At 63.4% G+C, this 22,300-nt stretch carries 20 protein-coding genes; all 20 read left to right on the top strand.

Features of this window, described 5'->3' with window-relative positions:
- Positions 1 to 615: 615 nt before the first annotated feature.
- The 20 genes from JF886_RS05515 to JF886_RS05430 all read left to right on the top strand — a co-directional run bounded on the left by JF886_RS05515 (position 616) and on the right by JF886_RS05430 (position 22,280).
- Positions 616 to 1,113 carry a MaoC family dehydratase gene (locus JF886_RS05515; protein ID WP_337310392.1) on the top strand — a complete coding sequence of 166 codons (498 nt, stop codon included), beginning with the start codon at positions 616 to 618 and terminating at the stop codon, positions 1,111 to 1,113.
- 514 nt (positions 1,114 to 1,627) lie between these two features.
- Entirely contained in the window at positions 1,628 to 1,780 is a 153-nt protein-coding gene (locus JF886_RS05510; RefSeq protein ID WP_337310390.1) for a hypothetical protein, read from the top strand.
- A complete protein-coding gene (locus tag JF886_RS05505; protein WP_337310388.1) occupies positions 1,780 to 2,958 on the top strand; it encodes a CaiB/BaiF CoA transferase family protein in 1,179 nt (392 codons plus the stop codon). The genes JF886_RS05510 and JF886_RS05505 overlap by 1 nt, the downstream gene beginning before the upstream one ends.
- Positions 2,959 to 3,186: 228 nt before the next feature.
- Positions 3,187 to 3,576, top strand: coding sequence for a cupin domain-containing protein (locus JF886_RS05500; protein ID WP_337310386.1), 390 nt, complete (start codon positions 3,187 to 3,189; stop codon positions 3,574 to 3,576).
- 5 nt (positions 3,577 to 3,581) lie between these two features.
- Positions 3,582 to 4,559 carry an NAD-dependent epimerase/dehydratase family protein gene (locus JF886_RS16780; protein ID WP_338180801.1) on the top strand — a complete coding sequence of 326 codons (978 nt, stop codon included), beginning with the start codon at positions 3,582 to 3,584 and terminating at the stop codon, positions 4,557 to 4,559.
- 50 nt (positions 4,560 to 4,609) lie between these two features.
- The gene (locus JF886_RS05495; RefSeq protein ID WP_337310384.1) at positions 4,610 to 5,479 is read left to right on the top strand and encodes an N-acyl homoserine lactonase family protein; all 870 of its coding nucleotides are present in this window, start codon (positions 4,610 to 4,612) and stop codon (positions 5,477 to 5,479) included.
- Positions 5,480 to 5,487: 8 nt separating this feature from the next.
- Complete coding sequence (locus tag JF886_RS05490; protein WP_337310382.1) at positions 5,488 to 7,113, top strand: AMP-binding protein; 1,626 nt, start codon at positions 5,488 to 5,490, stop codon at positions 7,111 to 7,113.
- Positions 7,094 to 7,513 carry a VOC family protein gene (locus JF886_RS05485; protein ID WP_337310380.1) on the top strand — a complete coding sequence of 140 codons (420 nt, stop codon included), beginning with the start codon at positions 7,094 to 7,096 and terminating at the stop codon, positions 7,511 to 7,513. The genes JF886_RS05490 and JF886_RS05485 overlap by 20 nt, the downstream gene beginning before the upstream one ends.
- A 209-nt stretch (positions 7,514 to 7,722) precedes the next feature.
- Complete coding sequence (locus JF886_RS05480; RefSeq protein ID WP_337310378.1) at positions 7,723 to 9,099, top strand: MmgE/PrpD family protein; 1,377 nt, start codon at positions 7,723 to 7,725, stop codon at positions 9,097 to 9,099.
- Positions 9,096 to 9,509 (top strand): Zn-ribbon domain-containing OB-fold protein, encoded by a 414-nt coding sequence (locus tag JF886_RS16775; protein WP_338180793.1) that lies wholly within the window; start codon positions 9,096 to 9,098, stop codon positions 9,507 to 9,509. The genes JF886_RS05480 and JF886_RS16775 overlap by 4 nt, the downstream gene beginning before the upstream one ends.
- 4 nt (positions 9,510 to 9,513) lie before the next feature.
- Positions 9,514 to 10,659: a thiolase family protein gene (locus JF886_RS05475; protein ID WP_337310376.1), complete on the top strand. Its 1,146-nt coding sequence runs from the start codon at positions 9,514 to 9,516 to the stop codon at positions 10,657 to 10,659.
- Positions 10,656 to 11,867, top strand: a complete 1,212-nt coding sequence (locus JF886_RS05470; RefSeq protein WP_337310374.1) for a CaiB/BaiF CoA transferase family protein — start codon at positions 10,656 to 10,658, stop codon at positions 11,865 to 11,867. Before JF886_RS05475 ends, JF886_RS05470 begins: the two co-directional genes overlap by 4 nt.
- Before the next feature lie 2 nt (positions 11,868 to 11,869).
- Positions 11,870 to 12,766, top strand: coding sequence for an aminotransferase class IV (locus JF886_RS05465; RefSeq protein ID WP_337310372.1), 897 nt, complete (start codon positions 11,870 to 11,872; stop codon positions 12,764 to 12,766).
- Positions 12,763 to 14,805 carry a hydantoinase/oxoprolinase family protein gene (locus tag JF886_RS05460; protein WP_337310370.1) on the top strand — a complete coding sequence of 681 codons (2,043 nt, stop codon included), beginning with the start codon at positions 12,763 to 12,765 and terminating at the stop codon, positions 14,803 to 14,805. The genes JF886_RS05465 and JF886_RS05460 overlap by 4 nt, the downstream gene beginning before the upstream one ends.
- Positions 14,778 to 16,553 (top strand): hydantoinase B/oxoprolinase family protein, encoded by a 1,776-nt coding sequence (locus JF886_RS05455; protein WP_337310368.1) that lies wholly within the window; start codon positions 14,778 to 14,780, stop codon positions 16,551 to 16,553. Before JF886_RS05460 ends, JF886_RS05455 begins: the two co-directional genes overlap by 28 nt.
- Positions 16,553 to 17,839: an aspartate aminotransferase family protein gene (locus JF886_RS05450; protein WP_337310366.1), complete on the top strand. Its 1,287-nt coding sequence runs from the start codon at positions 16,553 to 16,555 to the stop codon at positions 17,837 to 17,839. The genes JF886_RS05455 and JF886_RS05450 overlap by 1 nt, the downstream gene beginning before the upstream one ends.
- Before the next feature lies 1 nt (position 17,840).
- Positions 17,841 to 18,932, top strand: coding sequence for a CoA transferase (locus JF886_RS05445; protein WP_337310364.1), 1,092 nt, complete (start codon positions 17,841 to 17,843; stop codon positions 18,930 to 18,932).
- Positions 18,929 to 20,089 carry a CaiB/BaiF CoA transferase family protein gene (locus JF886_RS05440; RefSeq protein ID WP_337310362.1) on the top strand — a complete coding sequence of 387 codons (1,161 nt, stop codon included), beginning with the start codon at positions 18,929 to 18,931 and terminating at the stop codon, positions 20,087 to 20,089. The genes JF886_RS05445 and JF886_RS05440 overlap by 4 nt, the downstream gene beginning before the upstream one ends.
- A gap of 44 nt (positions 20,090 to 20,133) precedes the next feature.
- Complete coding sequence (locus JF886_RS05435; protein WP_337310396.1) at positions 20,134 to 21,117, top strand: alcohol dehydrogenase catalytic domain-containing protein; 984 nt, start codon at positions 20,134 to 20,136, stop codon at positions 21,115 to 21,117.
- On the top strand, positions 21,114 to 22,280 hold the full coding sequence (locus JF886_RS05430; protein WP_337310360.1) for an acyl-CoA dehydrogenase family protein: 1,167 nt from the start codon (positions 21,114 to 21,116) through the stop codon (positions 22,278 to 22,280). Before JF886_RS05435 ends, JF886_RS05430 begins: the two co-directional genes overlap by 4 nt.
- The last annotated feature ends 20 nt before the right edge of the window (positions 22,281 to 22,300 follow it).

The following is a 22,300-nucleotide window of genomic DNA, read 5'->3' as shown; positions in this document are numbered from 1 at the left end:
TCTTCAACCATCCTCACTGCCCGCTCCCGGAGCTCAGGCGGGTGCCGGTGTCCCGATCCCTGCTTCGACGTCTGCTGGTTCGATGCTGGCATGGGCTACATCCTCCCAAAGAATGAAGCCTCCATCGAACCCAGCGTGGTTAAGGGACTTGCACCCTGAACCTTGGGATTAAGAGTCGGGCCAAGGGGCGTCTCTTGCCTCCTCTTTAGTCCCATTCCGTATTGGGAAGTCCACTCCTTCGCCCATCCCGTACCGCCTACTACAGCCATGTCCTGCCAGTTTGGCTGTAGTAATGGCTGTAGTAAGAGGCTATAGGGCGGACAATTTCTGGTGAGCGCAGACGGCCCAGTGTCGCGCTTCCGGCGGATGACGGGTATCCGGAGAAGGCCCTGCGCCCGACCAAAGATGCTGATGACCTCCGCACGCCCACCACGTCTATGGATCATCACAGACTAATTGCAGGACAGGGAGGCACCCATTTCACGGCCCTGCGGACCTGCTACCATCCATAACAGATACGGTAGGAGCCGGCTGCCGTGCCCGGGCGACCACGGCCGACCGAACAGCTGCCTCCCTGTGCAGCTTGGAGCCACCCCGAACTAAGGAGAGCGCATGATGGCTGTTAAAGAGGGCTGGCGGGGGCGCTTCTTCGAGGACTTCCAGGTAGGAGACATCTATCCTCACCCGTTGGGACGAACGGTCACGACTACTGACAACATCTGGTTTACCTTGCTGACGCAGAATACGGCTCCCATCCATTTCGATCACCACTACGCCGCTCAGACGGAGTTTCGCAAGCCCTTAGTCGACTCCACCTTCACCTTGGCCTTGGCCACGGGGCAGAGCGTTACGGACATATCCCAGAACGTGATGGCGAACCTGGGATGGGACGAGGTGAAGCTGCCCAACCCAGTCTTCGAGGGAGACACCGTCTATTCCCAGTCGGAGGTGTTGGACAAACGGGACTCAAAGACGCGTGACAACGTTGGCATCGTCACAGTCAGGACCACCGGCTTCAACCAGGACCGGACGATCGTGATTACCTTCAAGCGCGCGCTAATGGTCTACAAGCAAGGTCGTGCGCCGACGATCCCACGTCTAGCACCTCAGTGAGAAAGAAACATGAGAACGAGCCGGGCCGCGCGCGACCTTTTCCGCAGTTTTCCCGAGGATTACTGGGCGCCGCTGGAGAAAGAACGAGCTTACCTCGAAACCCATTGGAGGCGGCCCTCACAGTAATACCGATCCAAATGAGGATCAACAACTGGACCCATGAGCTGCGGTTCCTAGAACTCAAAATCCCGGCGAGCGGTCTCGTTGGCGAGGAAGGCAAGCGCTTCGGTAAGTCCTGGACAGCATGAACGCGGAGCGCATTCTGATCGCCTCCGAGTGCATGCGGGATGGACCTGCTTCGTGTAGCCGGCCGTGGGTCGGCCACAGGAGCGCGAGGTCTTTGGGCGACCAATTGGGTAGAACTAGGGCATCAAGTTCCCCACCATCGGACGCACGTTGGCGTGGAGCGGCGCGGCTGATGCGGACGGCGGCGGCCGATCTGTTCGACCGCCGGCAACCCTGCGCGCACAGGCCAACATAGCGTTGCTGCTCGCGGTTGAGCGCCAATCTGGCCATGCAGACACACGGCGAATATAGTTTCGAGTCCGCCTATCAGATGGAGCGCAAGGTCCGGGAGACGAGGCTCTTCTCGGTGGCGCTGCTATCGAGGAACCCCATCGCGGCCGGCATCGGAGAGCACGTCACGCGCCTGCCCCGTTCATACTGATGTTCCCCCTCGACGGCCTCACCGTTGTGTCCCTGGAGCAGGCCATCGCGGCCCCGTTCGCCACCCGGCAACTGGCGGACCTGGGAGCGCGTGTGATCAAGGTCGAGCGGCCGCGATCCGGGGACTTCGCCCGCGGCTACGACACCACCGTCATGGGCCTGGCCAGCCACTTCGTCTGGACGAATCGCTCCAAGGAGTCGATCACCCTCGACCTGAAGCACCAGGCCTCGCTTGCGATCCTGAAACAGCTGATCGCCCGGGCCGATGTGTTTGTCCAGAACCTCGCCCCGGGCGCCGCTGAGCGTTTGGGGCTCGGGGCCGAGCAACTTCTGGCGAAGCACCCGAGGCTCGTCGCATGCGCGATATCTGGTTACGGCGATGAAGGCCCATACCGAAACAGAAAGGCCTACGACCTTCTCGTACAGTGCGAAACCGGCCTGGTCTCAATTACTGGCACCTCCGAGGTACCGTCCAAAGTCGGCATCTCAATTGCCGACATCGCCGCTGGCATGTACGCCTACACCGGCATCCTGACAGCTCTGTATCAGCGGGAGCGGACGGGCCGGGGCGCAAGCCTGAAGGTTTCCATGTTCGACGCCCTGGCCGAATGGATGGGCTATCCCGCCTACTTCACCGCCTACAGCGGTAGGCAACCGCCTCGGACGGGTGCCAACCACGCCACAATTGCCCCCTACGGCCCCTTCCCGACGGCTGACGAGAAGACCGTTTTCATAGGCATTCAGAACGAAAGGGAGTGGAGGCACTTCTGCGAGTCTGTCTTGGACCGGAGCGAGCTGGCAAACGATGCGCGCTTCGCATCCAACCATGCGCGAGTGGCCAACCGAGACGACCTCGACGCCGCAATCGTCGCTTCCTTCCGTCAGATGACCGCGAGCGCAATCATGGACCGGCTAGAGACGGCTCAGATCGCCACTGCAAGGCTAAACGACGTGCGGGAGTTCCTTCAGCACCCTCAGCTGGAGTCGCGGGGGCGCTGGCGTGAGGTCGGATCACCCGTCGGCACACTACGGAGCCTACTGCCGCCGGTGATCATGGAAGGCGCGGACGTGGCTATGAAGCCTGTGCCGGGGCTTGGCGACCAGACCAGGGCGATACTCACCGAGCTGGGACTGGGCCGCGACGCGATTGCGGAGCTGGAGCGAGATGCGGCGGTCTGAGCACCCGCACTCCGAGTTGCTCTGCCAGCCCCGCAGCTGAACGCCCTTAGCCTCAATCCAGAAAAACGTCACTTTCGGAACGGATATGTCAAAAGTTCGGACCGACAGCTCGCGTATGGCATGGCTGCGGCCGTGCTCGATTGCCAGGGTCGGCTTCGCCAGCTTTACGGGGGGCGCCGTTCAGCGCCTGAAGGCGATTGAGCTTGCCGGGCATGTAGACTCTCGCGCATGCGAGTGACTGATGGATGTGAACACGACCGGCCAGCTTCGCGCAAGACGGACACCTTCACCGGCGCGGCATGGCAGCAGATGATGCTCGAGAGTGAGGGGGGCGCCGCTCGCATTATTTCAGTGTTCTTCGAGCCTGGCGGCAGAACGCACTGGCATAGCCACGCGAATGGCCAATTATTGATGGTGACAGCGGGTGAGGGTAGGGTGGCCAACGACGACGGCGCGCATGCCACCCTGCGCCCTGGTGACGTTGTCTGGGCCTCCCCTGGTGAACGGCACTGGCACGGGGCGGCGCCAGATTCAACGTTCCAACACGTCGCCGCCTCGCTCGGCGGCACGGAATGGGACGGATCAGTTGATGCCGAGGAGTATTCCCGGGGTTTCTGAACGACATGTTGGCTGTCGTCACCGGGGGCTTTGGCTTCGTAGGCCTGGCGATCTGTCGCCGACTCGCATACGAGGGATTCGACGTCGTTGCAGTTGACCGGTCAGAACCGACTAGGCTGGCTCGGCGGTTTCTCGACCTGGCGGTGGAACGCGTCCTTCCGCTGATGGGCGACATTTGCGACTCGGGCTGGCATGCTGGCGCTGGTCGGCCCGACCTGCTTATTCACGCGGCGGCGTTGACGCCACTTGGAACCGACGAGGAGGTCGAGCGGGCAACGGAGGCGGTGGCAGTAAACGTTGGCGGCACCGTGGAGGTCATGCGCTGGGCGGCCCACGTCCGCCCTCGACGCATCGTCCACGTGAGCTCCGGCAGCGTCTACGGGGCGGGCTGTGGGGTTGCCCGCTTGAACGAGGATGATCCGCATGCGCCAGTCTCCCTGTACGGCATCACAAAATCGGCCAGCGAGCGGGTCGCAGTGCGCCTTGCTGAGCGAACCGGGTTAGATTTGATAGTGGCCAGACCGACCTATGTGTACGGGCCAATGGAGCGGCCGAGCGGGGCCCGGATCGCCATGTCGCATGTCCACGATTGGTGCCTGGCGGCGCATGAGGGTAGAGTCATCGAGGCCTCTGACCTCCGCCGCACCCGCGATTACACACATGCGAATGACATCGCAGAGGCGGTGGCCCGTCTCGCACTGTTACGCCGGCCCCGCGCCCGCACATTCAATGTGTCCACGGGGGTGTCTGTACGCCTGTCAACGATCCTTCGACTGGTTCTCAATCAGTTCCCGGGGGCAGTCGTTAGGCAAGCACCCGACCGGATCGGGCGGCGAGACTCGAGGCCACGCATGGATGTCGGGCGACTCGATCGCGCAGCCGGCTGGTGGCCGCGGACTACGATCCGCGATGGTATCCGCCTTCAGGCCGCCTGGCTTCGGTCGCTCTCGTCGGGTCTTGGACCGGCCAGTTGCCCCGGTTGATACTTGTCATTCGGCAGCCGCCATCCCGCTCGCTTGCGTAAGGAGTAACGATGAGCATCAGCATCACGGTCTTGGAGTGCGGCCACACCACACTCGATTATGAACTGGCCGTTACGGGTAGCCCGGACGAGATGCTTACAGCCGTGCGAACCCAGAACCATCGAAGATTGCTCACCCACCCGATATACGCATACGTGATTGAGCACCCCGAAGGTCGAATGATCGTGGACACGGGCGTCTCCTCCGGGTTTCAGAAACAGTGGAAGAAGGGATTTTACGCCGGTGCAATGGCCTACGATTCCGGATCCGACGGCAGCTTCGTGCAGCGACTGGAGCAGAAGGGCTGGAGTCCCGAGAACTTTGACTGGGTCGTTCTGAGCCACCTTCACACGGACCACGCCGGCAACGCGCCGATCTTCAAGGACGCGGGCTCGAAGATTCTCGTCCATGAGGACGAGCTGCGAGGCGCAGTTACCGTGAAGGGCTCGCTTGTCCGTGATGATGACGTCACCTTGTGGGGCGTCACCAGCCAGCAGGGCTTCGTGCGGGCTAACTGGGGGTTTCTGGTCCCCGATCGGGCGACGACCGTCTACGGCGACGTTGAGGTGATGAAGGGAGTTTGGGTGGTCAGCATCCCTGGGCACACGTGGGGTACGGTGGGAGTGGCGGTGAGGCTCGAGCGCCAAGGCTGGGTGCTGATGGCATCGGATGCGATCTATCTAGCCGATACGTATCGCAAGCCGTTTGTTGGTAGCATTCTCAATCAGAATCAGGAGTTGTGGGCGAGGTCCGCGCAGAAAATACGGCGGATGGCCGAACAATATGATATGCAGATTCTGCCTGGGCACGATGACAAGTGCATCCAGGGGCTGCAGGACGGGCTACCTACGGTGAATCAGATCGCCGATCGCTACGAGTAGCTAATAAAATGTTCGAGACACGGCTGACGGCAGAACGAATCCGTAAGCACGAAGCCAGCGGTGCATGGACGGGTCGAACACTTTTCGAGAGTGTGGCCGGGCACGCCACCCGTACTCCTGCTGCGCGCGCCGTCTACGATGCCTCCGGATCTTACTCATATGAGGATATTGTGCGGCTCAGCACGCGGGTCGCGCATGGGCTACGGGAGCTCGGCGTTCGTAGCCAGGATGTCGTCGCCGTCCAGCTACCGAACTGGCGAGAGTTTGTCCCAACATTCCTTGGGATCGAGCGAATCGGCGCCGTCGTGAATCCGCTCGCGACCATCCTTCGTGAACGGGAGCTACGGCAGATGCTCCAGGTCGGGCGAGCACGTGTCCTCGTCGTTCCGGCAAACTTCCGCGGCTGGCCGCACGCTGAACGCGCTGTGCAGCTCTTGCGGGACCTACCGGACCTCAAGCACATCGTGGTTGTGGGTGGCACAAGGATGTCGGGTACGGTCTGGTGGGACGAGCTGCTCGAGCTTGGGTCGAGGTGGGAGCGCGACAAGATCAGCCCGCGAGGTGGCACCGAGATTTGCGAACTCGCCTTCACGTCTGGCACTACGGGGCAGCCCAAAGGGGTCCTTCACAGCCACAACAGCGCTGTCTGCGCAGTCCGTTCGACGGTTCGTCGCCAGGGCTTCGACTCCCATGACGTTTTCCACGTCGCGAGCCCTGTCGGACACAATGCCGGCTACTTCTACGGTGTCAGGTTGGCGCTTGAGGCAGGTGGACGGTTGGTGATGCAGGACTTCTGGGACGCCGACCTCATGGTCGAGCTGGTCCGGTCGCATCGTGTCACGTATAGCCTCGGGTCGCCGACCCACCTTTTCGACATGCTAGGGTCGCAGAGCGCCACCCGGGAGGCGCTGTCGTCACTCCGTGTATACATCTGCTCGGGCGCGGACCTTCCACGGCACCTCGCGAGGTCCGCACTTGATGTAATTCCACAGGCGCTCTGCAGGGTCTTCGGCATGACTGAAATCGGTCACGCGACGTCCACCGACAACGAGTCGCCACGAGACAAGCTCATCGAAACCGATGGGAATCCGCAACCGGAGATGTCGATCCGTATCGTCGCCGAAGATGACCGGGTGCTACCAGCAGGGATAGAGGGCCACGTTCACGTGCGTGGGGCCTTCATGTTCGCCGGCTATCTGCAAGGTCCCGAGTTAACGGACGAGTACTTCACCGGTGACTGGTTCCATACTGGCGATCTGGGTCGGGTCGACGCCGACGGCTATCTCTGTTTGACCGGCCGCATTAAGGACGTCATCATCCGTGGCGCCGAGAAGCTGCCGGTCCGCGAGATCGAAGAAGTGCTTGGTGAGCATCCCCGGATAGTGGAGGTGGCGCTGATCCCAGTGACGGATTCTCGGCTTGGCGAACGTGCCGTCGCGTGTGTTCGCCTACGGGATGGTGGTGCTCTCGGGCTCGGCGACGTTACCTCCTTCCTGGCAGACCGCCGCGTGACCACTCAATTCTGGCCTGAGCGCGTGGTGGTGATGGATTCGTTCCCGAAGACCCCGGCCGGAAAGATTCAGAAGCCGCTCCTCAGGCAGCTGGTGGAAGGAGATGACAATCGTGGCGAATGATGCATTGGTTACAGGTTCCGCGCACGTCGGGATCGCAGTCGCAGATGTGGCGTCGATGTTCGCCGTGCTTCATGCGTTCGGCTTTGACCTTCGCACAAGAGAACAGCTGCCTGCCCAAAGCGCGTGGTCGAACATCGTCGCCGCTGGCGACCAGCGGCTCGAGCTGCTTGAGGCGCAAGGCAGTTCCGGCGCCATCTCTCGGTACCTGGAAAGGCGCGGGCCAGGCCTTCACCACCTTTGCCTCACGGTCAGGGACTTAAGGGCCGCGATTGACGTAGCCGATCGCAACAACCTGCGCCTAGTCAATCGTCGTCCGTCGCAGGACAGCGACGGCTTCCGGGTGTTCCTCCACCCCGCTTCAATGCAGGGGGTACTGGTGGGTCTGGTCCAGCCGAACTGACTCAAGGCGTGCGGCAATGTCCGACGCTTGAGCTGGCAGTAGGTCGCCACTGCGGCAGTCCTCCTGACGCTCTCGACATGTTGTCGAGCAGCGGATGCCGATCTTGTCTTGGCACCGATCCATCCATAACACGGGCCGAGACCCTGATCGATTTCAGGGAGCGTAATATCACAGATATTCTGCGCTGTGACGGAGTATACTACCCCTTAGTGAACGCGGGCGACCCTGACCGCAAGTTCTGTGAGTGGGCGGTCGACTTTCGGTGGAGCGACGTCGACCCTGCCCTACAGCAGCATGCGCTCCGACTCGTCGCCGACCATCTTGGCTGCGTGTTGGGTGGTGTCGATCACAGTACGGCCGCGGCTTGCCGCCGGCTGTCGCCATGGGTCGAGGGCGGGGCCACTATAATCGGGACGCCGCTCCGATCCACAGCCTCGGAGGCCGCCCGGCAGAATTCCATTGCGAGCCACGTGATCGAGATGGACGATCTTGTGCCGACCGCTTCCCTCCACCCCGGATCTGTAGTGATCCCCGCAGCACTGGCGGCGGCCGAGCATTCCGGTGCCGATGGCAAACAAACCTTGGCCGCGATCGTCGCCGGTTATGAGTTGATAATTCGGCTCGGCGAAGCAGTCGATCCGGCGCGTCATTACGCGGACGGGTTCCACCCCACCGCGACCTGCGGCATCTTCGCAGCCGCTTGCGCGGCGGCCCTTCTTAGGGGCGCTGATGCGCCCACGCTTCGGCGGGCGTTGGGTTTCGCCGCGACAGGCGCCAGCGGCACTCTGAGTTACCTGAACGACGGTGCACCGACGAAACCGGTTCAGGTAGGAAACGCAGCAGCATACGGCGTGATGGCCGCGATTCTCAATGACACCGGTGTCCCCGGCCCGTCAACAGTCTTCAGCGGGCGCCACGGCTTCTATCAAGCTTATGCACCTCAGGCCGATCCCGAACGGCTGGTGGATGGGCTCGGTTGTGAACCTTTGCGAATTGGGCAGACTGGATTCAAGCCCCTCGCGTGCTGCGGTTACATTCAGCCGGCAGCGGGCTTGGTGCTGGAGCTGGTTCGGGGCGGCCTTCGCCGCGAGCAAGTCGATCGCATCCGAGTCGGGGTTGTCTCCACCGGTATGCCTATTATCGGCGAGCCGCGAGCAGCGAAGTTGCACCCCGCCAGCGTCACCGACGCTCAGTTCAGCCTACCCTTTTGCGTGGCGGTAGTCCTCTCGCGCGGCCGACTGACCCCGGTCGATCTGGTCGCCGACCTGCGCGACCCTGAAGTCGCAAAGCTTGCCGAACGGGTCGATCTGGTTCCAGACGTTCATCTCGATGCCGATTATCCCCAACATTGGGGCGGCTGGGTCGAGCTTGAGCTACATGGTGGGCACCGCCTGCGCAGAGAGGCCGGCGACGCCAAGGGTTATCCAGGCAACCCGCTGAGCCGGGCTGAGCTGGAGCAAAAGGTCGCAACGATGGCCGGGCAAGAGCGCGGTGAAGCAATCATGGAGGCGGCTGAGATATTGCCTGACGGCGGGGTTAGGGCACTGCTCGCCCATCTGGAACCAACGAAGGTGCGCAGCAGATGAGTCGGCGGCCGTGGCGCGAGGGCATGATCAACCTCGATCCGCCTCGACTGCTCGGTTCACAGTGTCAGAGTTGCGGCAACACGACTTTTCCACCGCAGCGCTTCTGTCCGGCATGTGGCAGAGGCGACGGCCTGGACGAGGTGGAGTTGAGCACCCGAGGCACGGTGTACAGCTTCACTGTCGTTCGCCAAGCTCCTCCCGGTGTCGCGGTTCCATACGTCCTCGCCTACGTCGACCTTCGCGAGCAGGTCAGGGTGATGTGTCAATTGACGGGAGCTCAGCCCGACGACTATGAGATCGGCATGGAGTGTGATCTCGAGCTAACGCCATTCGGGCATGGTCCGGAGGGTGCGGAAACGGTTGGCTTCCGCTTTCGGGTGCAACCGCGTGTAGCTTCAAGGAGGAGCTGAGCTGATGCGAGCAAGCTACGTAGCGGGTGCCGGGATGGTGCGTTTCGGAAAGTACAAGGACTTGTTGCTTGAAGACCTTGCCGAGGACGCTGCACGCCGGGCGCTGGCCGATTCAGGAGTTCGCCCGGACCAGATCGAGGCTGTCTACTTCGGACACGTTTTCGGTGGCCCGGTTGCCGGGCAGCGCGTGGCTGTACGTCTGGGCGTCGGGGGCATCCCGGTGAGCAATCACGAGAACTACTGCGCGAGCGGGGCGACCGCGCTCCGTGAGGCGTGGACGGCCATCGGAGCGGGAATGTTCGAAATTGCGCTGGTGGTCGGGATGGAGAAGATGTCGGACCGGGTCAAGGGTGGTCTGACGCCCGATCCCAACGACCTGGATGCAGCCGTGGGGTACGTGATGACCGCAGGTCACGCGATGAGCGCCCGGCGCTACATCCTCGACCACGACGCGACTCGTGAGCAAATCGCAATGGTTTCCGTGAAGAATCATCGCCACGCGAAGTACAATCCCTACGCTCAGTACCAGGAGCCGGTCTCTCTTGAGCAGGTTCTCGGGGCTCGTCCGATCTGCGAGCCGCTGGGCTTGCTCGATTGCAGCCCCATCGGGGACGGCGCGGCGGCGGTGGTCGTCGCCAGCCGGTCCGGGCTGCGAAAACTGGGCATTATGGGTCGGCGCCCTCGCGTCAGCGGCTGCGCCCTGGTCAGTGGCCGACTGCGAGTTGGTGCGGGTGACATCAACGCGGAGGACATCTCGCGCCGAGCCGGAGAGCAGGCGTATGGGATGGCCGCGATCGACCCTTCCGACGTCGACGTGGTCGAGATGCATGACTGCTTTACGATCGCCGAGATCGTCCGGCTCGAGGGCCTCGGACTCATACCGGCAGGCCAGGGCGGGCGCTGGGTCGAAGAGGGGCGGACTTGGATTGGGGGCGAACTGCCGGTCAATCCGAGCGGTGGGCTCCTGTCACGCGGTCACCCCGTAGGCGCGACGGGAGTAGCTCAGGTCTGCGAATTGACGTGGCAACTCACATCGCAGGCTGGCCAGCGTCAGGTCGACGGCGCCCAGGTTGGGCTGGCCTACTGCAAGGGCGGCACGGTTCCTGGGACTGATGGCGCCTCGGTTAGTGTCGTCGTAATGAAGAATTGAGTGACACAGCGCCGCTCTCCGGCGTCCGTGTTCTCGGTGTAGAGCACTTCATCTCCGGTCCTTGGTGCACGCAGATACTTGCCGATGCCGGTGCCGAGGTTATCAAGGTCGAGCGTCCCGGCGTCGGCGACCCCCGCCGCAGCTATGACCCCATGATCCACCGCGAAGGCGAAGGAGTATCCGGCGGCTTCGTCTCATACAACCGGAACAAGAAGAGCGTAGCCATCGACTTCACGCAGCCGGACGGGCATGACCTGTTTCTCGATCTCGTGGACACCGCCGACATCGTCGTGGAGAACATGCGGCCGGGGACGATGGAGCGATGTGGGCTCGGCTATCAGGTACTCGCGGCGAGGAACCCACGGCTTATCTATTGCGCGATCAGCGGTTTCGGCAGACGATCGGATAAGCGGGGCCCGTATTCCAATTGGCCCGCTTTCGACCCGGTGATCCAGGCAATGTCCGGCCTGGCATCGTTAATTGGTGAACGCGACGGACCGCCGATGCTTGCGCCCGCCGGAACGACCGATCTCATGACCGGCACCTATGCTGCGCTCGGCGTCCTGCTTGCGCTCCATCAGCGCGAGCGAACGAAACGCGGCCAGCTGCTCGACGCCGCAATGTATGACGTAACGGTCGCCTTCCTCGAACGCCCATTGATGATCCAGGAATGGACGGGCCGAACACAGGTCCGGGGTCTTGATGCGTTCACCCCTGTCGGCATGTTCCGTTGCGGGGATGGCGAGTACGTTTCGCTGATCATTCCCACCGACGAGATGTGGCGACGTTGCTGCGCCGCGATCGCACGACCGGATCTTGGTCAGCGTGAGGATCTTGGGAGCGTCCTTGCACGCTCTGAGCGCATGCACGAGGTGATCGTCCCTGCACTCGAGGAGTGGGCATCGGACAAGACGCGGCGGGAGGCGTGTGAGGCCCTCATCTCGGCAGGGCAGCCGGCGGGCATGGTGCAGACGATCGCCGAGGTTCACGACTGTCCTCAGGTCGCGGCCAGGGGCGTACTTGTGCCGATTGACGATCCAGTGACCGGGCCCAAGCGGCACCCTAGGCTGCCGGTCCTGATGGGTGATTACGAACCGCCGGCACGCCGCGTGCCGCGCCTTGGTGAACACACGGGAGAGTTGCTGGCTGAATTGGCGATAGATGGCGAGCGCCAGGACTCGTTGCGTTCGCAGGGGGTGATCGCATAGCCATGTGGTTCTACTTAGGCGGCCGGTTCGTCGAGGACGCGGACGCGGTCGTACCCCTCACCGACCACAGCTTCCTATACGGAGACGGCTGCTTCGAGGGAGTCGGGGTCGTGGAGGGCCGCGTCGTCCATCTTCAAGATCACGTGGATCGTCTGTTCCGGAGCGCGCGGATGCTGCGTATCCAAATGCCGGTGACTCCTGGGGAACTCTTTGATTTGATCGTTGAAACTGCCGCGCGCAACGGCATGCGCGAGGTTGAGTCCGCATACCTGCGGCCTCTGGTCAGCCGCGGCCAGGGTCCGCTTGGCCTGAAGTATTCGAATCGGCTCGGCGCCGCAACCCTGGTCATCATCCCTCAGGTCGGTCCCCGCCGCATCTCCTTCCGCGGCGAGATCGAGGTGCTGACCGCAGCGATGAGCAGCTACATCCGCCCAGGACCGGCCGCCCTTGATCCGCGAATCAAGACCAACAACTACCTGACCTACATCCTCGCCTTTCTTGAAGCTAGTGACCGAGGTGCCGACATTGCGATCGTCCGCGACCCGCAGAACTTTATTGCGGAGGGACACGCGATGAACATCTTTGCGGTTCGTGAGGGACGAGTGCTGACGCCGATGGAGAGTTCGGCACTGGGTGGCATCACAAGGCGTCACGTTCTTGACGTTGCCCAGTCGCTCGGTCTGACCTGTGTCGAGACCAACCTCACGGCTTACGACCTGCGGTGCGCCGATGAACTCTTCATCACGTCGTCACTCGAGGGTGTGGCGGCACTCGCCAGCATCGACGGTGAGGCACTGCCAGCGCCGGTTCCTGGTCCGGTCACAACCGCTATCCGCGGGGCCTACGTGGAGCACGCGATCGCGACAGCAAGCGAGATTCCCGAGCGGGTATCGGTGTGAGGCGAATCGGTATCGACACCGGTGGCACCTTTACAGACGGCGTGCTCTGGGATGACGAGACGGGAGTGGTCGGTTCGACGAAGGTCTCATCCGATCGCCACGATCCATCTCGCGCCGTCATCAACGCCGTGGGCAAGCTGACAGCCGACATGGATGTCGAGCATGTACGCTATCTCGTCCACGGAACGACGGTTGCGACCAATGCGAGCTTGGAACGCACAGGTCCGCGAGTTGCCGTCCTCTGTACTGTGGGCTTTCGGGACGTGCTCGAGATAGCACGCTTGATGCGACCGCCGGATCAGATCTACGATCTTCGTGCGGATCCCCCCCCTCCGCTGGTCCGGCGGCGTGACCGTATTGAGATCGACGAGCGGATCGACCACACCGGTGCAGTGGTACGGCCCCTGAATGTGGCCTCGGTTCGTCGAGCGGCTGAGATCATAAGGGCGCGCGGAATTGAGAGCCTCGCGATCTGCTTCTTGTACTCCTACCTCAATCCCGATCACGAGCGCAGAACGCGCGACATTCTCGCCGAGCAGTTGCCAAGCGTCAACGTGTCGTTGTCCTCAGACGTCTTGCCTGAATTCCGTGAGTATGAGCGGTCGAGCACGACGGCGCTCAATGCGTACTTGGCGCCCGTAGTCAGCGGCTACCTACGCCAGCTTGACGCAGCCGTGAGTCGCTGGAACCAGAACACGAGGCTCTGGATCATGCAGTCGAACGGCGGGGTTGCCTCGGTGGATCGGGCAGCACAGGCCCCGGTGACGCTGCTCCTTTCAGGCCCCAGCGGAGGCGTCGTGGCAGGCCGGCATCTGGCGGAACAGGCCGGTGTTCGGGATGCGATCACGATCGATATGGGCGGAACCAGCTTCGACGTCTGCGTGCTGGCTTCCAATGAGGTGCGGATGACACAGGAGCGCAAGGTGCTGGAGATGCCCGTCACGATTCCGTCTGTGGATATCTTAACGATCGGGGCCGGCGGGGGGAGCATTGGCTGGGTCGACCGTGCTGGCCAGTTCCGGGTCGGTCCTCATAGCGCAGGCGCGCACCCTGGTCCCGCGTGCTATGGGAGGGGCGGCGAGGAGCCGACCGTGACCGACGCGAATCTCGTCCTTGGTGTGCTTGGTGAGGACCAGCGCCTGGGTGGCGAGGTATCCCTGAAACTCTCCCTTGCTCACCGCGCATGCGAACGCCTGGGTCATCGGCTTGGTGTCCGCGGGCAGGAGGCGGCATGGGGCATCCGCCGGATCGTCAACGCGGCCATGGCGGGCGCAGTCCACGCCGTCTCTGTGGGCCAGGGCTTCGACCCACGCGATTTTACACTCATCGCGTTTGGCGGCGCTGGCCCGATGCACGCACTCGACATCGCCGAGGAGATTGACATCCCAACGGTTCTTGTCCCGGCCGTGCCCGGCTGCCACTCCGCGCTCGGCATGGTCGTCACCGACGTTACCCACGACTACGTTGTGACGCACCTTAGCCCTGTAGAAGAGGGGCTCAGGCAACGTGTTGAGCAGATCTTCAAGCAGCAGGAGTCAACTGCCAATGATCAGTTGGAGAGTGAGGAGATCGGAGTCCAGCAACGGCAGCTCTTTCGCGGTCTCGACATGCGCTATGTCGGGGAGCAGTCTAGCGTCGCGGTGCCGGTGACTAAGCGCGGATCTGGTTGGCTCTCGGCGGCGGTCGCGGGCTTCCACCAGTTGCACGACAGGCTGTATGGGTTCCAGGTGCCGGACGAGCCGGTGGAGGTAGTAAATGTAAGGCTTCGAGCGGTCGGCCGACTTCACGGTGAGCGGCTTGCGACTCCTACGCCGCTGATGGCTGAGGAACGGGCCGATCCCGCCGGTTGGCGTTCAGTGGCGTTCGGGCCCTCCGAATCGGACCGCCTGAAGGTTCCAGTTTACCGACGAGGCGATCTCCGGCCTGGTTCAGAGATCGAGGGACCGGCGGTCGTAGAGCAGGACGACTCGACTCTGCTGGTAACCCCAGGCAAGCGCGCTGGATGTGACGCGTGGTACAGCCTGTGGTTGTCGGCATGAGTACGGCTCGCACCCTCGACCCGATCACACTCGCCGTCCTCCGTGCAGGGCTGATAAACAGCGTCGCCGAGATGAAGGCGGTCGTCCTGCGCACCGCTTACTCCAACCTATGGAAGGAAGCGGGAGACCTGTCCTGCGGCCTCCTGACAAGTGGCGCTGAGCTCGTCGTTCAGGGCATTGGAGACATCCCTGTTCACCTTGCCTCAATGCCGCACTCACTCAGCGGCTGCCTGTCCCGGATTCCCCCGCACAGGTTGCGACCGGGGGACGTCCTATATCAGAACGACCCCTATCAGGGGAACAACCACCTGCCGGACTTCATCATGGCGAAGCCCGTCTTTTTCGATGGCCGAATTGTGGCCTACACTGCGGTTCGCGGGCATTACGTTGACGTTGGTGGCGGCGGTCCCGGCAGCTACTCGGCGGCGATGCCGGACATCTACGCGGAGGGCCTGCGAATCCCGCCGGTGCGGATTTATGAGGAGGGCGTGCTCAACCAAGATATCGTCGACATCCTGGGTTGCAACACCCGCAATTCTCGCGAGCGCTTGGGTGATCTGCGCTCCCAGTATGCAGGATGCATAGCCGCCGAGCGGCGCGTGATCGCCTTCTGCGAGAAATACGGCGCGGACATCGTCGAGCGCGGCATGCAGGAGGTACTCGATGCCTCCGAGCATCTGACCCGCGCCGCCATAGCGGAAATTCCCAACGGCGAGTACTACTTCGAGGACTGGTGCGACGACGACGCCGTTAGCGACGATCCGATCAAGATCGCAGCAACGGTCACTGTCCGCGGCGAGGAGATCGAGGTGGACTTCTCCGGTGCCTCGCCACAGGTGCGCGGGGGGATGAACGCGCCGCTCGCGGTAACGCTTTCGGCGACCTGCTACGCGATCAAGTGTCTGACCGACCCTGAAAACCCGGCCAACACGGGGTCCTACCGGCCGATCCGCGTGCTCGCCCCGCCAGGGAGTGTCGTCAACCCCCTCCCGCCCGCTCCAGTGGTAGCGGGGAACCATGAGACGGCATCGCGGATAACCGATGTGATCGTTGGTGCCCTCGCAGAGGCCCTGCCAACGAAGGTTTGTGCAGCCGGCAGTGGGAGCTCAGCTGTCCTGTCGCTGGGGACCCGAATCCGTCAGGACGATGGCCGCGATCGCGAAGTCGTGATGGTTGAAACGCACGGATCAGGCCAGGGCGCCAACGTTGACGGCGACGGTGTCAACGCTCGCCGTGTGAACGTTGGAAACACGGGCAACACACCAAACGAGGCACTCGAAGGAGCCTTCCCGATCACGGTCCTTCAATATTCGGTATCGACCGACGGCGGTGGTGCCGGTCGGACGAGAGGCGGGACCGGCATCACCCGCGTTCTGCGCTTGGAGCACGACTCGACCATGACGATCACCGCCGAGCGCGCGAAGTTCTCGCCGTATGGCCTATTCGGCGGGCTGGCTGCGCCGACCGCCGAGTTCTGGGCGGAGTTGGCCGACGGCACGAGGCAAAATTTCAAGTCGAAGACCGCCCCGATGCACTTGCCGAAGGGTACGGTTATCCACTTCCGGGCTGCGGGTGGCGGCGGCTACGGCTCTCCATTAGAGCGCCCTGTGGACAGAATTCAGGCCGATCTGGACGACGAATACGTCTCGCCCACAGCGGCTTGCGCACTCTACGACGTCGAGGTGCGCGAGGAGCCTGAGCGCGCCGAGGGTGGTTGGGTGGCGGTGCCTAGGAAGGAACGAGCATGATGGCAGAGTTCGATTACGTCAACTCATTGATCCCGGGTGCGTGCTTCGGGACGTTCAAGCTGCCCGACGAGCTCGCGTTCGTTGTGGCAAGGGGTGAGGGCTCAACCGTCTGGAGTACTGACGGGCGGGTGTTTCTCGACTATGTCCTCGCCTCAGGGCCGATGGTGCTGGGCCACGCCCATCCGAAGGTGGTTGAGGCAGTGCGCGATCAAGTCTCGCGCGGAACCTCGTTCTACGCGATGAACGAACCCGCGATCGAACTGGCGGCGGAGGTGCATCGGCTGATCCCGTGTGCTGAGGCCGTCAAGTTCGTCGGCGACGGTGCTGAGGCGACCTTCTACTGCCTGCGCCTAGCGCGAGCGTTCACCGGGCGGGACAAGGTGCTGAAGTTCGAGGGCGCGTACCACGGCCACCACGACTACGCGCTTCACGGATTGAAGGCATCCGGGCTGCCGGAGTACCCTGGCGCCACCCCGGACTCGGCCGGAATCCCGCAGGCCGTGACCGGTACCGTCCTGATGGCCCCATTCAACAATCTCGGTGTCACACGACAGGTGGTAGCGAGACATGGCAGCGAGCTGGCCGCAATCATCGTCGAGCCGATCCAACGGGCACTGCTGCCGCGTCCGGGGTTCCTCGACGGTCTTCGAGAGTTGTGCGATGAATGTGGGGCGCTGCTTGTGTTTGACGAGGTAGTAACCGGATTTCGTGTCGCACTGGGAGGCGCCCAGCAGCTCTACAACGTGACTCCGGACCTGTGTTCGCTTGGGAAGATCGTCGGCGGCGGGCTGCCGCTGGCTGTTGTAGCCGGTCGCCGAGACGTCGTCGAGCTGAGCTCGCCACTGGCTTCAACCGGCCGCGCCGTCTATCTGAGTGGGACACTGAACGGCAACCCGCTGGCGGCCGCCGCTGGGCTCGCAACGCTGAAGGTGCTGACCGAGTTGGATGGGCCTAAGTGGCTTGAGCAGATCGGCACGGCGCTCGCGGACGGATTGAGGGACACCGCCCAGCGGCTTTCCCTCCCTCTCCAAATGATGGGGCCCCCGGCTTTCCCGGAGCCGGTTTTCGATACCGCGGAGGTTAGCGACTATCGGACCTACTCAGCTACGAATCGACGAGCGGCTCAGCAGTTCGGCCTTGAACTGGTGCGTCGGGGCGTCTTCGTCCATCCGGCGGCCAAGATGTACGTGTCGACCGCACACACAGCCCTGCAGCTGGATCAGACGATCGAGATTGCGCACGACGCAATGACCGCGGTCCGCGATCAGGGCCTAATTCAGGATTGACATGGGCTCGCTTGACGGGCGCCTAGTGGTCGATGCGTCCACCCGGATCGCGGGACCGATGGCTGCCTGGCATCTGCAGATGCTGGGCGCGGCTGTAATCAAGGTCGAGCCGCCCAGTGGCGACCCCGCACGTTACTGGGGTACCGGGTCGGTCTTCAACCTTCTGAACGCCGGGAAGCGGTCGGCAGTTGTTGACTTCACAAGCGACGCCGATTGCTCGGCGTTCGGCCGGCTGTGCGATCGGGCACACATAGTGCTAGCGGACGGTGATCTACCAGCAGCGGAGATCGCATGGCAGGCGCCGAGGCCACGATCGGTGGTCGTCATCGACAGCGCGGCCGTCCCGGGCGGCACCGGAACGTCGGAGACGCTGGCGCAGGCGGCACTTGCCCTCACGCCGTACGTAGGTGAGCCGGCCGAGCCACCCTCTCGGATCGGCGCGGACATCGCTTCAGTCACCTGTGCTGCACATGCTGTTCAGGCCGCGCTTGCGGGGCTGCTGCGCCCGCTCGCGGGGGAGCCGCTGCGGGCTCACGTCTCCCTCGCGCGCTCCCTCTCGTGCGAGAAGACGATTCATTGGGCCGCTCGGTACGATCCTGACGCCTGGACCGGGTATCACGTCACCGGACGGTACCGACCGCCGGACACCGGCTGGCAGGCAGCCGATGGCGCCATGACGCTCGAATTCCCACCGGATGCCGGGGATGGGTGGCGGGCCTTTTGCCGCGAGGTAGGACTGTCGGATCTGGTCGAGGAACTGGGCGATGGGTGGTATGCGACGGTTGGGATGGAGGACCTTGCCGACCAGTGGCGTCCACGCTACGAGGCGGAACTTGCCAATTACGGCCGCGAAGAGGCCGCCGAGATTGTTAGGAGGCACGGCGGCTGGTCGGTTCCCTTCCTGCGCCCTGAGGAAGTCATGCACCACCCGCAGTCACGACTGTTCGCCGCTGCGGTAGCAACGGATTCCGGGACCGTGCTGAGGCTGCCCTGGTTGATAGGTGACCAAGCCATCGGCGAGCACGCGTTCGCCGCTGGGCCGGGGCTCGGTGAGCACACAAACGTTGTATTCTCCGAGGAAGCGTCGGCATGACCCGGCTTCCGCTGGCGGGCCTGAAGGTGCTCGACCTCGGCATCGGTGGGGTGGGTCCCTGGGCCGCATCTCAGCTCGCACAAATGGGTGCCTGTGTGCTCAAGGTCGAGGCGCCGAACGAGTTCATCCTTCAGGTGCTGCCGACGTGGCGCGGCCTCACGACGACATATGCCTGCCTCAATGTGGCAAAGCACTCGGCCCGTCTCAATCTGAAGGACCCCACCGACCGTGAACGGGCCTGGACGTTGATCGATGGCGCGGACGTCATCATCGAGAACTTTCGTGCTGGTGCAATGGAGCGGCTCGGCTTCGGGTTCGACGCCGTTACCGCCCGCAACCGGCGCGTCGTTTACTGCTCGTCGAGTGGTTTCGGGAGCCGCGGACCGATGGCGGGGCTCGCTTGCACCGATCCGCACATGCAGGCGTTCTCGGGCTTCGCCTCGCTCAACGGCGTCGCGACGGGCGAGCGAGTCCGCTACTACGCCGCCATCGATCTGTACACCTCCGCGCTGATCGTGGACGCGGTTCTGGCCGGCCTGCTCGATAGGGACCGCACGGGCCTGCCGCAGCGGATCGAGATGACGATGCTCGGCGCGGCCACCACACTGACGCTGACACAGTGCGCGGAACTTTTCGCCGGCGGCCCTCCGCCCCGCCCGCTCGGTGCCCGGGGCCGGCACAGCGCGCCTGACGGTGTCTTCCGGGCGGCTGATGGCGACTTGGCGCTAGGTGCCGAGAACAATGACGAGTTCGCGGCACTGTGCTCGGCGCTTGACCGACCGGACCTTATGGCGGACCGTCGGTTCTCGGACCAACGCAGCCGACTGGACAGCGCCCAAGAGCTGTTCGACGAGATCCAGCAGACGCTAGCGCGGCTCCCAGTGGACTGGTGGCTGGCGGCGCTTTCGAGGGCTGGCGTCCGGTGCGCGCGAGTCCACGCCGACCACGAAACTGTCGCGCATCGCGACACCTGGGCGGCGGGGCATGTCCGTGAACTCGTGGTGAAGGACGTCGGGACACTGGTCTCGGCCGGCGTGCCGTGGGAGTTCCAGGGGATGCCGTCGGCTGTCGCGCGCGCGCCACGACCGGGTCAGGACACCGAGTTGGTGGCTTCCGAACCCGCGCGTGCGTGGAGTTTATTGGAGGCGCTCGATTGAAGGCGATCGTCCAGCCCGTCATTGGGCCCCCCGAAGTGCTCGAGATGCGCGACCTTCCGGATCCCCGCCCGCCCGAGCGCGACCAGCTCTTGGTCCGCGTCCGGGCATGCGGTGTCTGCTATCATGATCTCCTGGTCCGCGAGGGGATCTACCGCCACCTCGTCAACATGCCTCTGGTCCCCGGCCACGAGATTGCAGGGGACGTCGTCGCAATCGGGCCCGAGGTAGGGCGCATGTGCGTGGGCGATCGCGTCACCTCGACGAACCGCGAAACGTGCGGCCAATGCGATCTCTGTCGGACGGGACAGGAGGGCATCTGTCCGAATCAGCACTTCTTCGGGCACAACGGCCCCGGCGGCTATGCCGGGTATGCGCTACTCCGTGAGAACGCCCTATCCGTCGTTCCCACGTCGATCTCGGCCGAGCAAGCGTGCGTGCTGTCGTGCGCAGTGGGCACTGAGCTTCACGCGATTCGCGACGTTGGCCAGGTGCGAGCCGGAGAAACTGTTCTCGTCACTGGCGCCGGAGGCGGCCTTGGCATCCATGGCGTGCAGGTCGGTCGCGTCTGCGGCGCCTTCGTCATCGGCTTGACGAGTTCGGCAGCCAAGGCCGACGCGATCCGGGCGGCGGGCGCTGATGAGGTGGTCGTGTTCGAGCGCGGGAGGAGGTTCGACGACCTGATTCGGTCACTCGCGCCTGCGGGAGTGGATGTGGTGTGCGACAATGTCGGTGAGCCCGTCTTCGACTCCTGCTTCCGAACACTGGCGTTCGGTGGTCGGTACGTGTTCGTCGGCCAGCTGAACGACCGGCGGATCTCGTTCAATCCCGCTTGGCCGCTACTTCGGAACACTCAACTTCGCGGGTCGAATTCGTCGACGCGCAAAGAGCTAGATGAGGTCATCAAGCTGACTACGGCGGGGCGGATCCGGCCGGTGCTTGACGCAGTCCTGCCGCTCGCGGAGGCTGCAGAGGCGCACCGCAGGGTGGCGGCCGCGGACGTGACCGGAAGGATCGTGCTGGTTCCATGAGCACTGTGGACGCACTTGCGATTGAGGGCGACATCAAGAATGCCGTGAGGCAGGTGTGCAACCGCTTTGGGAACACCTATTGGCGGCAGGTCGACAACAGTCGCGCCTATCCAGAGGATTTCGTTAACGCTCTGGCGAAGGAGGGGTGGCTCAGCGTCTTGATTCCCGAGGAGTATGGGGGCGGTGGCCTCGGCATCAACGAGGCTTGTGCGGTGCTGGAGCAGATAAATCGGTGCGGCGGCAACTCGGCCGCATGTCATGCTCAGATGTACGTTATGGGCGCGGTCCTCCGACATGGGACCCGGGAACAAAAGGCCCGCTATCTGCCGGAGATAGCCGCGGGTAGGCTGCGGCTTCAGGCCTTTGCCGTCACCGAGCCCGACGCGGGGTCGGATACGAGCGCGATCACGACTGCGGCCACGAAGGTGGATGGGGGATACCGAATCACCGGAAGGAAGATCTTCATCTCGCGCGTCCAGCACTCGGATCTGATGCTCGTATTAGCGCGCACCCGGGGGCCGAAGGGGCTCCAGCGTCGAACGGACGGCCTCACGCTCTTCCTGCTCGACCTCAGGACTGTAGGAGATGACGAGCTCCAGGTCACACCGATCGAGATGATGGTCAATCACGAGACCAACGAGGTCCGCTTTGACAACGCATTCGTTCCGGACGAGGGGGTGGTCGGAGAGGTCGGCCGCGGCTTCTACCAGGTTCTCGACGGCCTCAACGCAGAGCGAATCCTTCTGGCGGCGGAGTGCGTGGGCGATGCGCGCTGGTTTATCGAGCGAAGTGTCGATTACGCACGGAATCGCGTCGTTTTCGGCAAGCCGATCGGACGCAACCAGGGCGTACAGTTTCCGATCGCCGAGGCCCACGTTTTGACCGAGGCGGCCGACCACCTCCGGCGTCACGCCGCCTCTATCTTCGATCACAACGAGAAGTGCGGAGCAGAGGCCAACATGGCCAAGTTCATGGCGTCCAAGGCGTCTTGGACCGCTGCGAACATCGCCATGGACGTGTACGGAGGCTACGGGCTCGCAGTCGAGTATGACGTCGAACGGAAGTTCAGGGAGAACCGCCTCTTCCAGGTGGCGCCCGTGACTAACAACCTCGTGCTGGCGTACGTAGCGGAGCACGTGCTTGGTCTCCCGCGCTCAGCATGACCGCACCTAGCACGCGGCCC

It is taken from the genome of Candidatus Aeolococcus gillhamiae, from assembly GCF_016464765.1.
Lineage (GTDB): Bacteria > Chloroflexota > Dormibacteria > Aeolococcales > Aeolococcaceae > Aeolococcus > Aeolococcus gillhamiae.
Note: the sequence above shows the minus strand (reverse complement) of the source record. Positions and strands in the feature narration are given on the sequence as shown.

Excerpts from the sequence above, each read along its gene's own strand:
- JF886_RS05485 (WP_337310380.1), top strand. The coding sequence starts at position 7,094 with ATGACAATCGTGGCGAATGATGCATTGGTTACAGGTTCCGCGCACGTC.
- JF886_RS05435 (WP_337310396.1), top strand. The coding sequence starts at position 20,134 with ATGCGCGACCTTCCGGATCCCCGCCCGCCCGAGCGCGACCAGCTCTTG.
- JF886_RS05445 (WP_337310364.1), top strand. The coding sequence starts at position 17,841 with ATGGGCTCGCTTGACGGGCGCCTAGTGGTCGATGCGTCCACCCGGATC.
- JF886_RS05500 (WP_337310386.1), top strand. The coding sequence starts at position 3,187 with ATGCGAGTGACTGATGGATGTGAACACGACCGGCCAGCTTCGCGCAAG.
- JF886_RS05440 (WP_337310362.1), top strand. The coding sequence starts at position 18,929 with ATGACCCGGCTTCCGCTGGCGGGCCTGAAGGTGCTCGACCTCGGCATC.
- JF886_RS05510 (WP_337310390.1), top strand. The coding sequence starts at position 1,628 with ATGCAGACACACGGCGAATATAGTTTCGAGTCCGCCTATCAGATGGAG.
- JF886_RS05515 (WP_337310392.1), top strand. The coding sequence starts at position 616 with ATGGCTGTTAAAGAGGGCTGGCGGGGGCGCTTCTTCGAGGACTTCCAG.
- JF886_RS05505 (WP_337310388.1), top strand. The coding sequence starts at position 1,780 with ATGTTCCCCCTCGACGGCCTCACCGTTGTGTCCCTGGAGCAGGCCATC.
- JF886_RS05490 (WP_337310382.1), top strand. The coding sequence starts at position 5,488 with ATGTTCGAGACACGGCTGACGGCAGAACGAATCCGTAAGCACGAAGCC.
- JF886_RS05465 (WP_337310372.1), top strand. The coding sequence starts at position 11,870 with ATGTGGTTCTACTTAGGCGGCCGGTTCGTCGAGGACGCGGACGCGGTC.
- JF886_RS16780 (WP_338180801.1), top strand. The coding sequence starts at position 3,582 with ATGTTGGCTGTCGTCACCGGGGGCTTTGGCTTCGTAGGCCTGGCGATC.
- JF886_RS05450 (WP_337310366.1), top strand. The coding sequence starts at position 16,553 with ATGGCAGAGTTCGATTACGTCAACTCATTGATCCCGGGTGCGTGCTTC.
- JF886_RS05495 (WP_337310384.1), top strand. The coding sequence starts at position 4,610 with ATGAGCATCAGCATCACGGTCTTGGAGTGCGGCCACACCACACTCGAT.
- JF886_RS05475 (WP_337310376.1), top strand. The coding sequence starts at position 9,514 with ATGCGAGCAAGCTACGTAGCGGGTGCCGGGATGGTGCGTTTCGGAAAG.
- JF886_RS16775 (WP_338180793.1), top strand. The coding sequence starts at position 9,096 with ATGAGTCGGCGGCCGTGGCGCGAGGGCATGATCAACCTCGATCCGCCT.
- JF886_RS05430 (WP_337310360.1), top strand. The coding sequence starts at position 21,114 with ATGAGCACTGTGGACGCACTTGCGATTGAGGGCGACATCAAGAATGCC.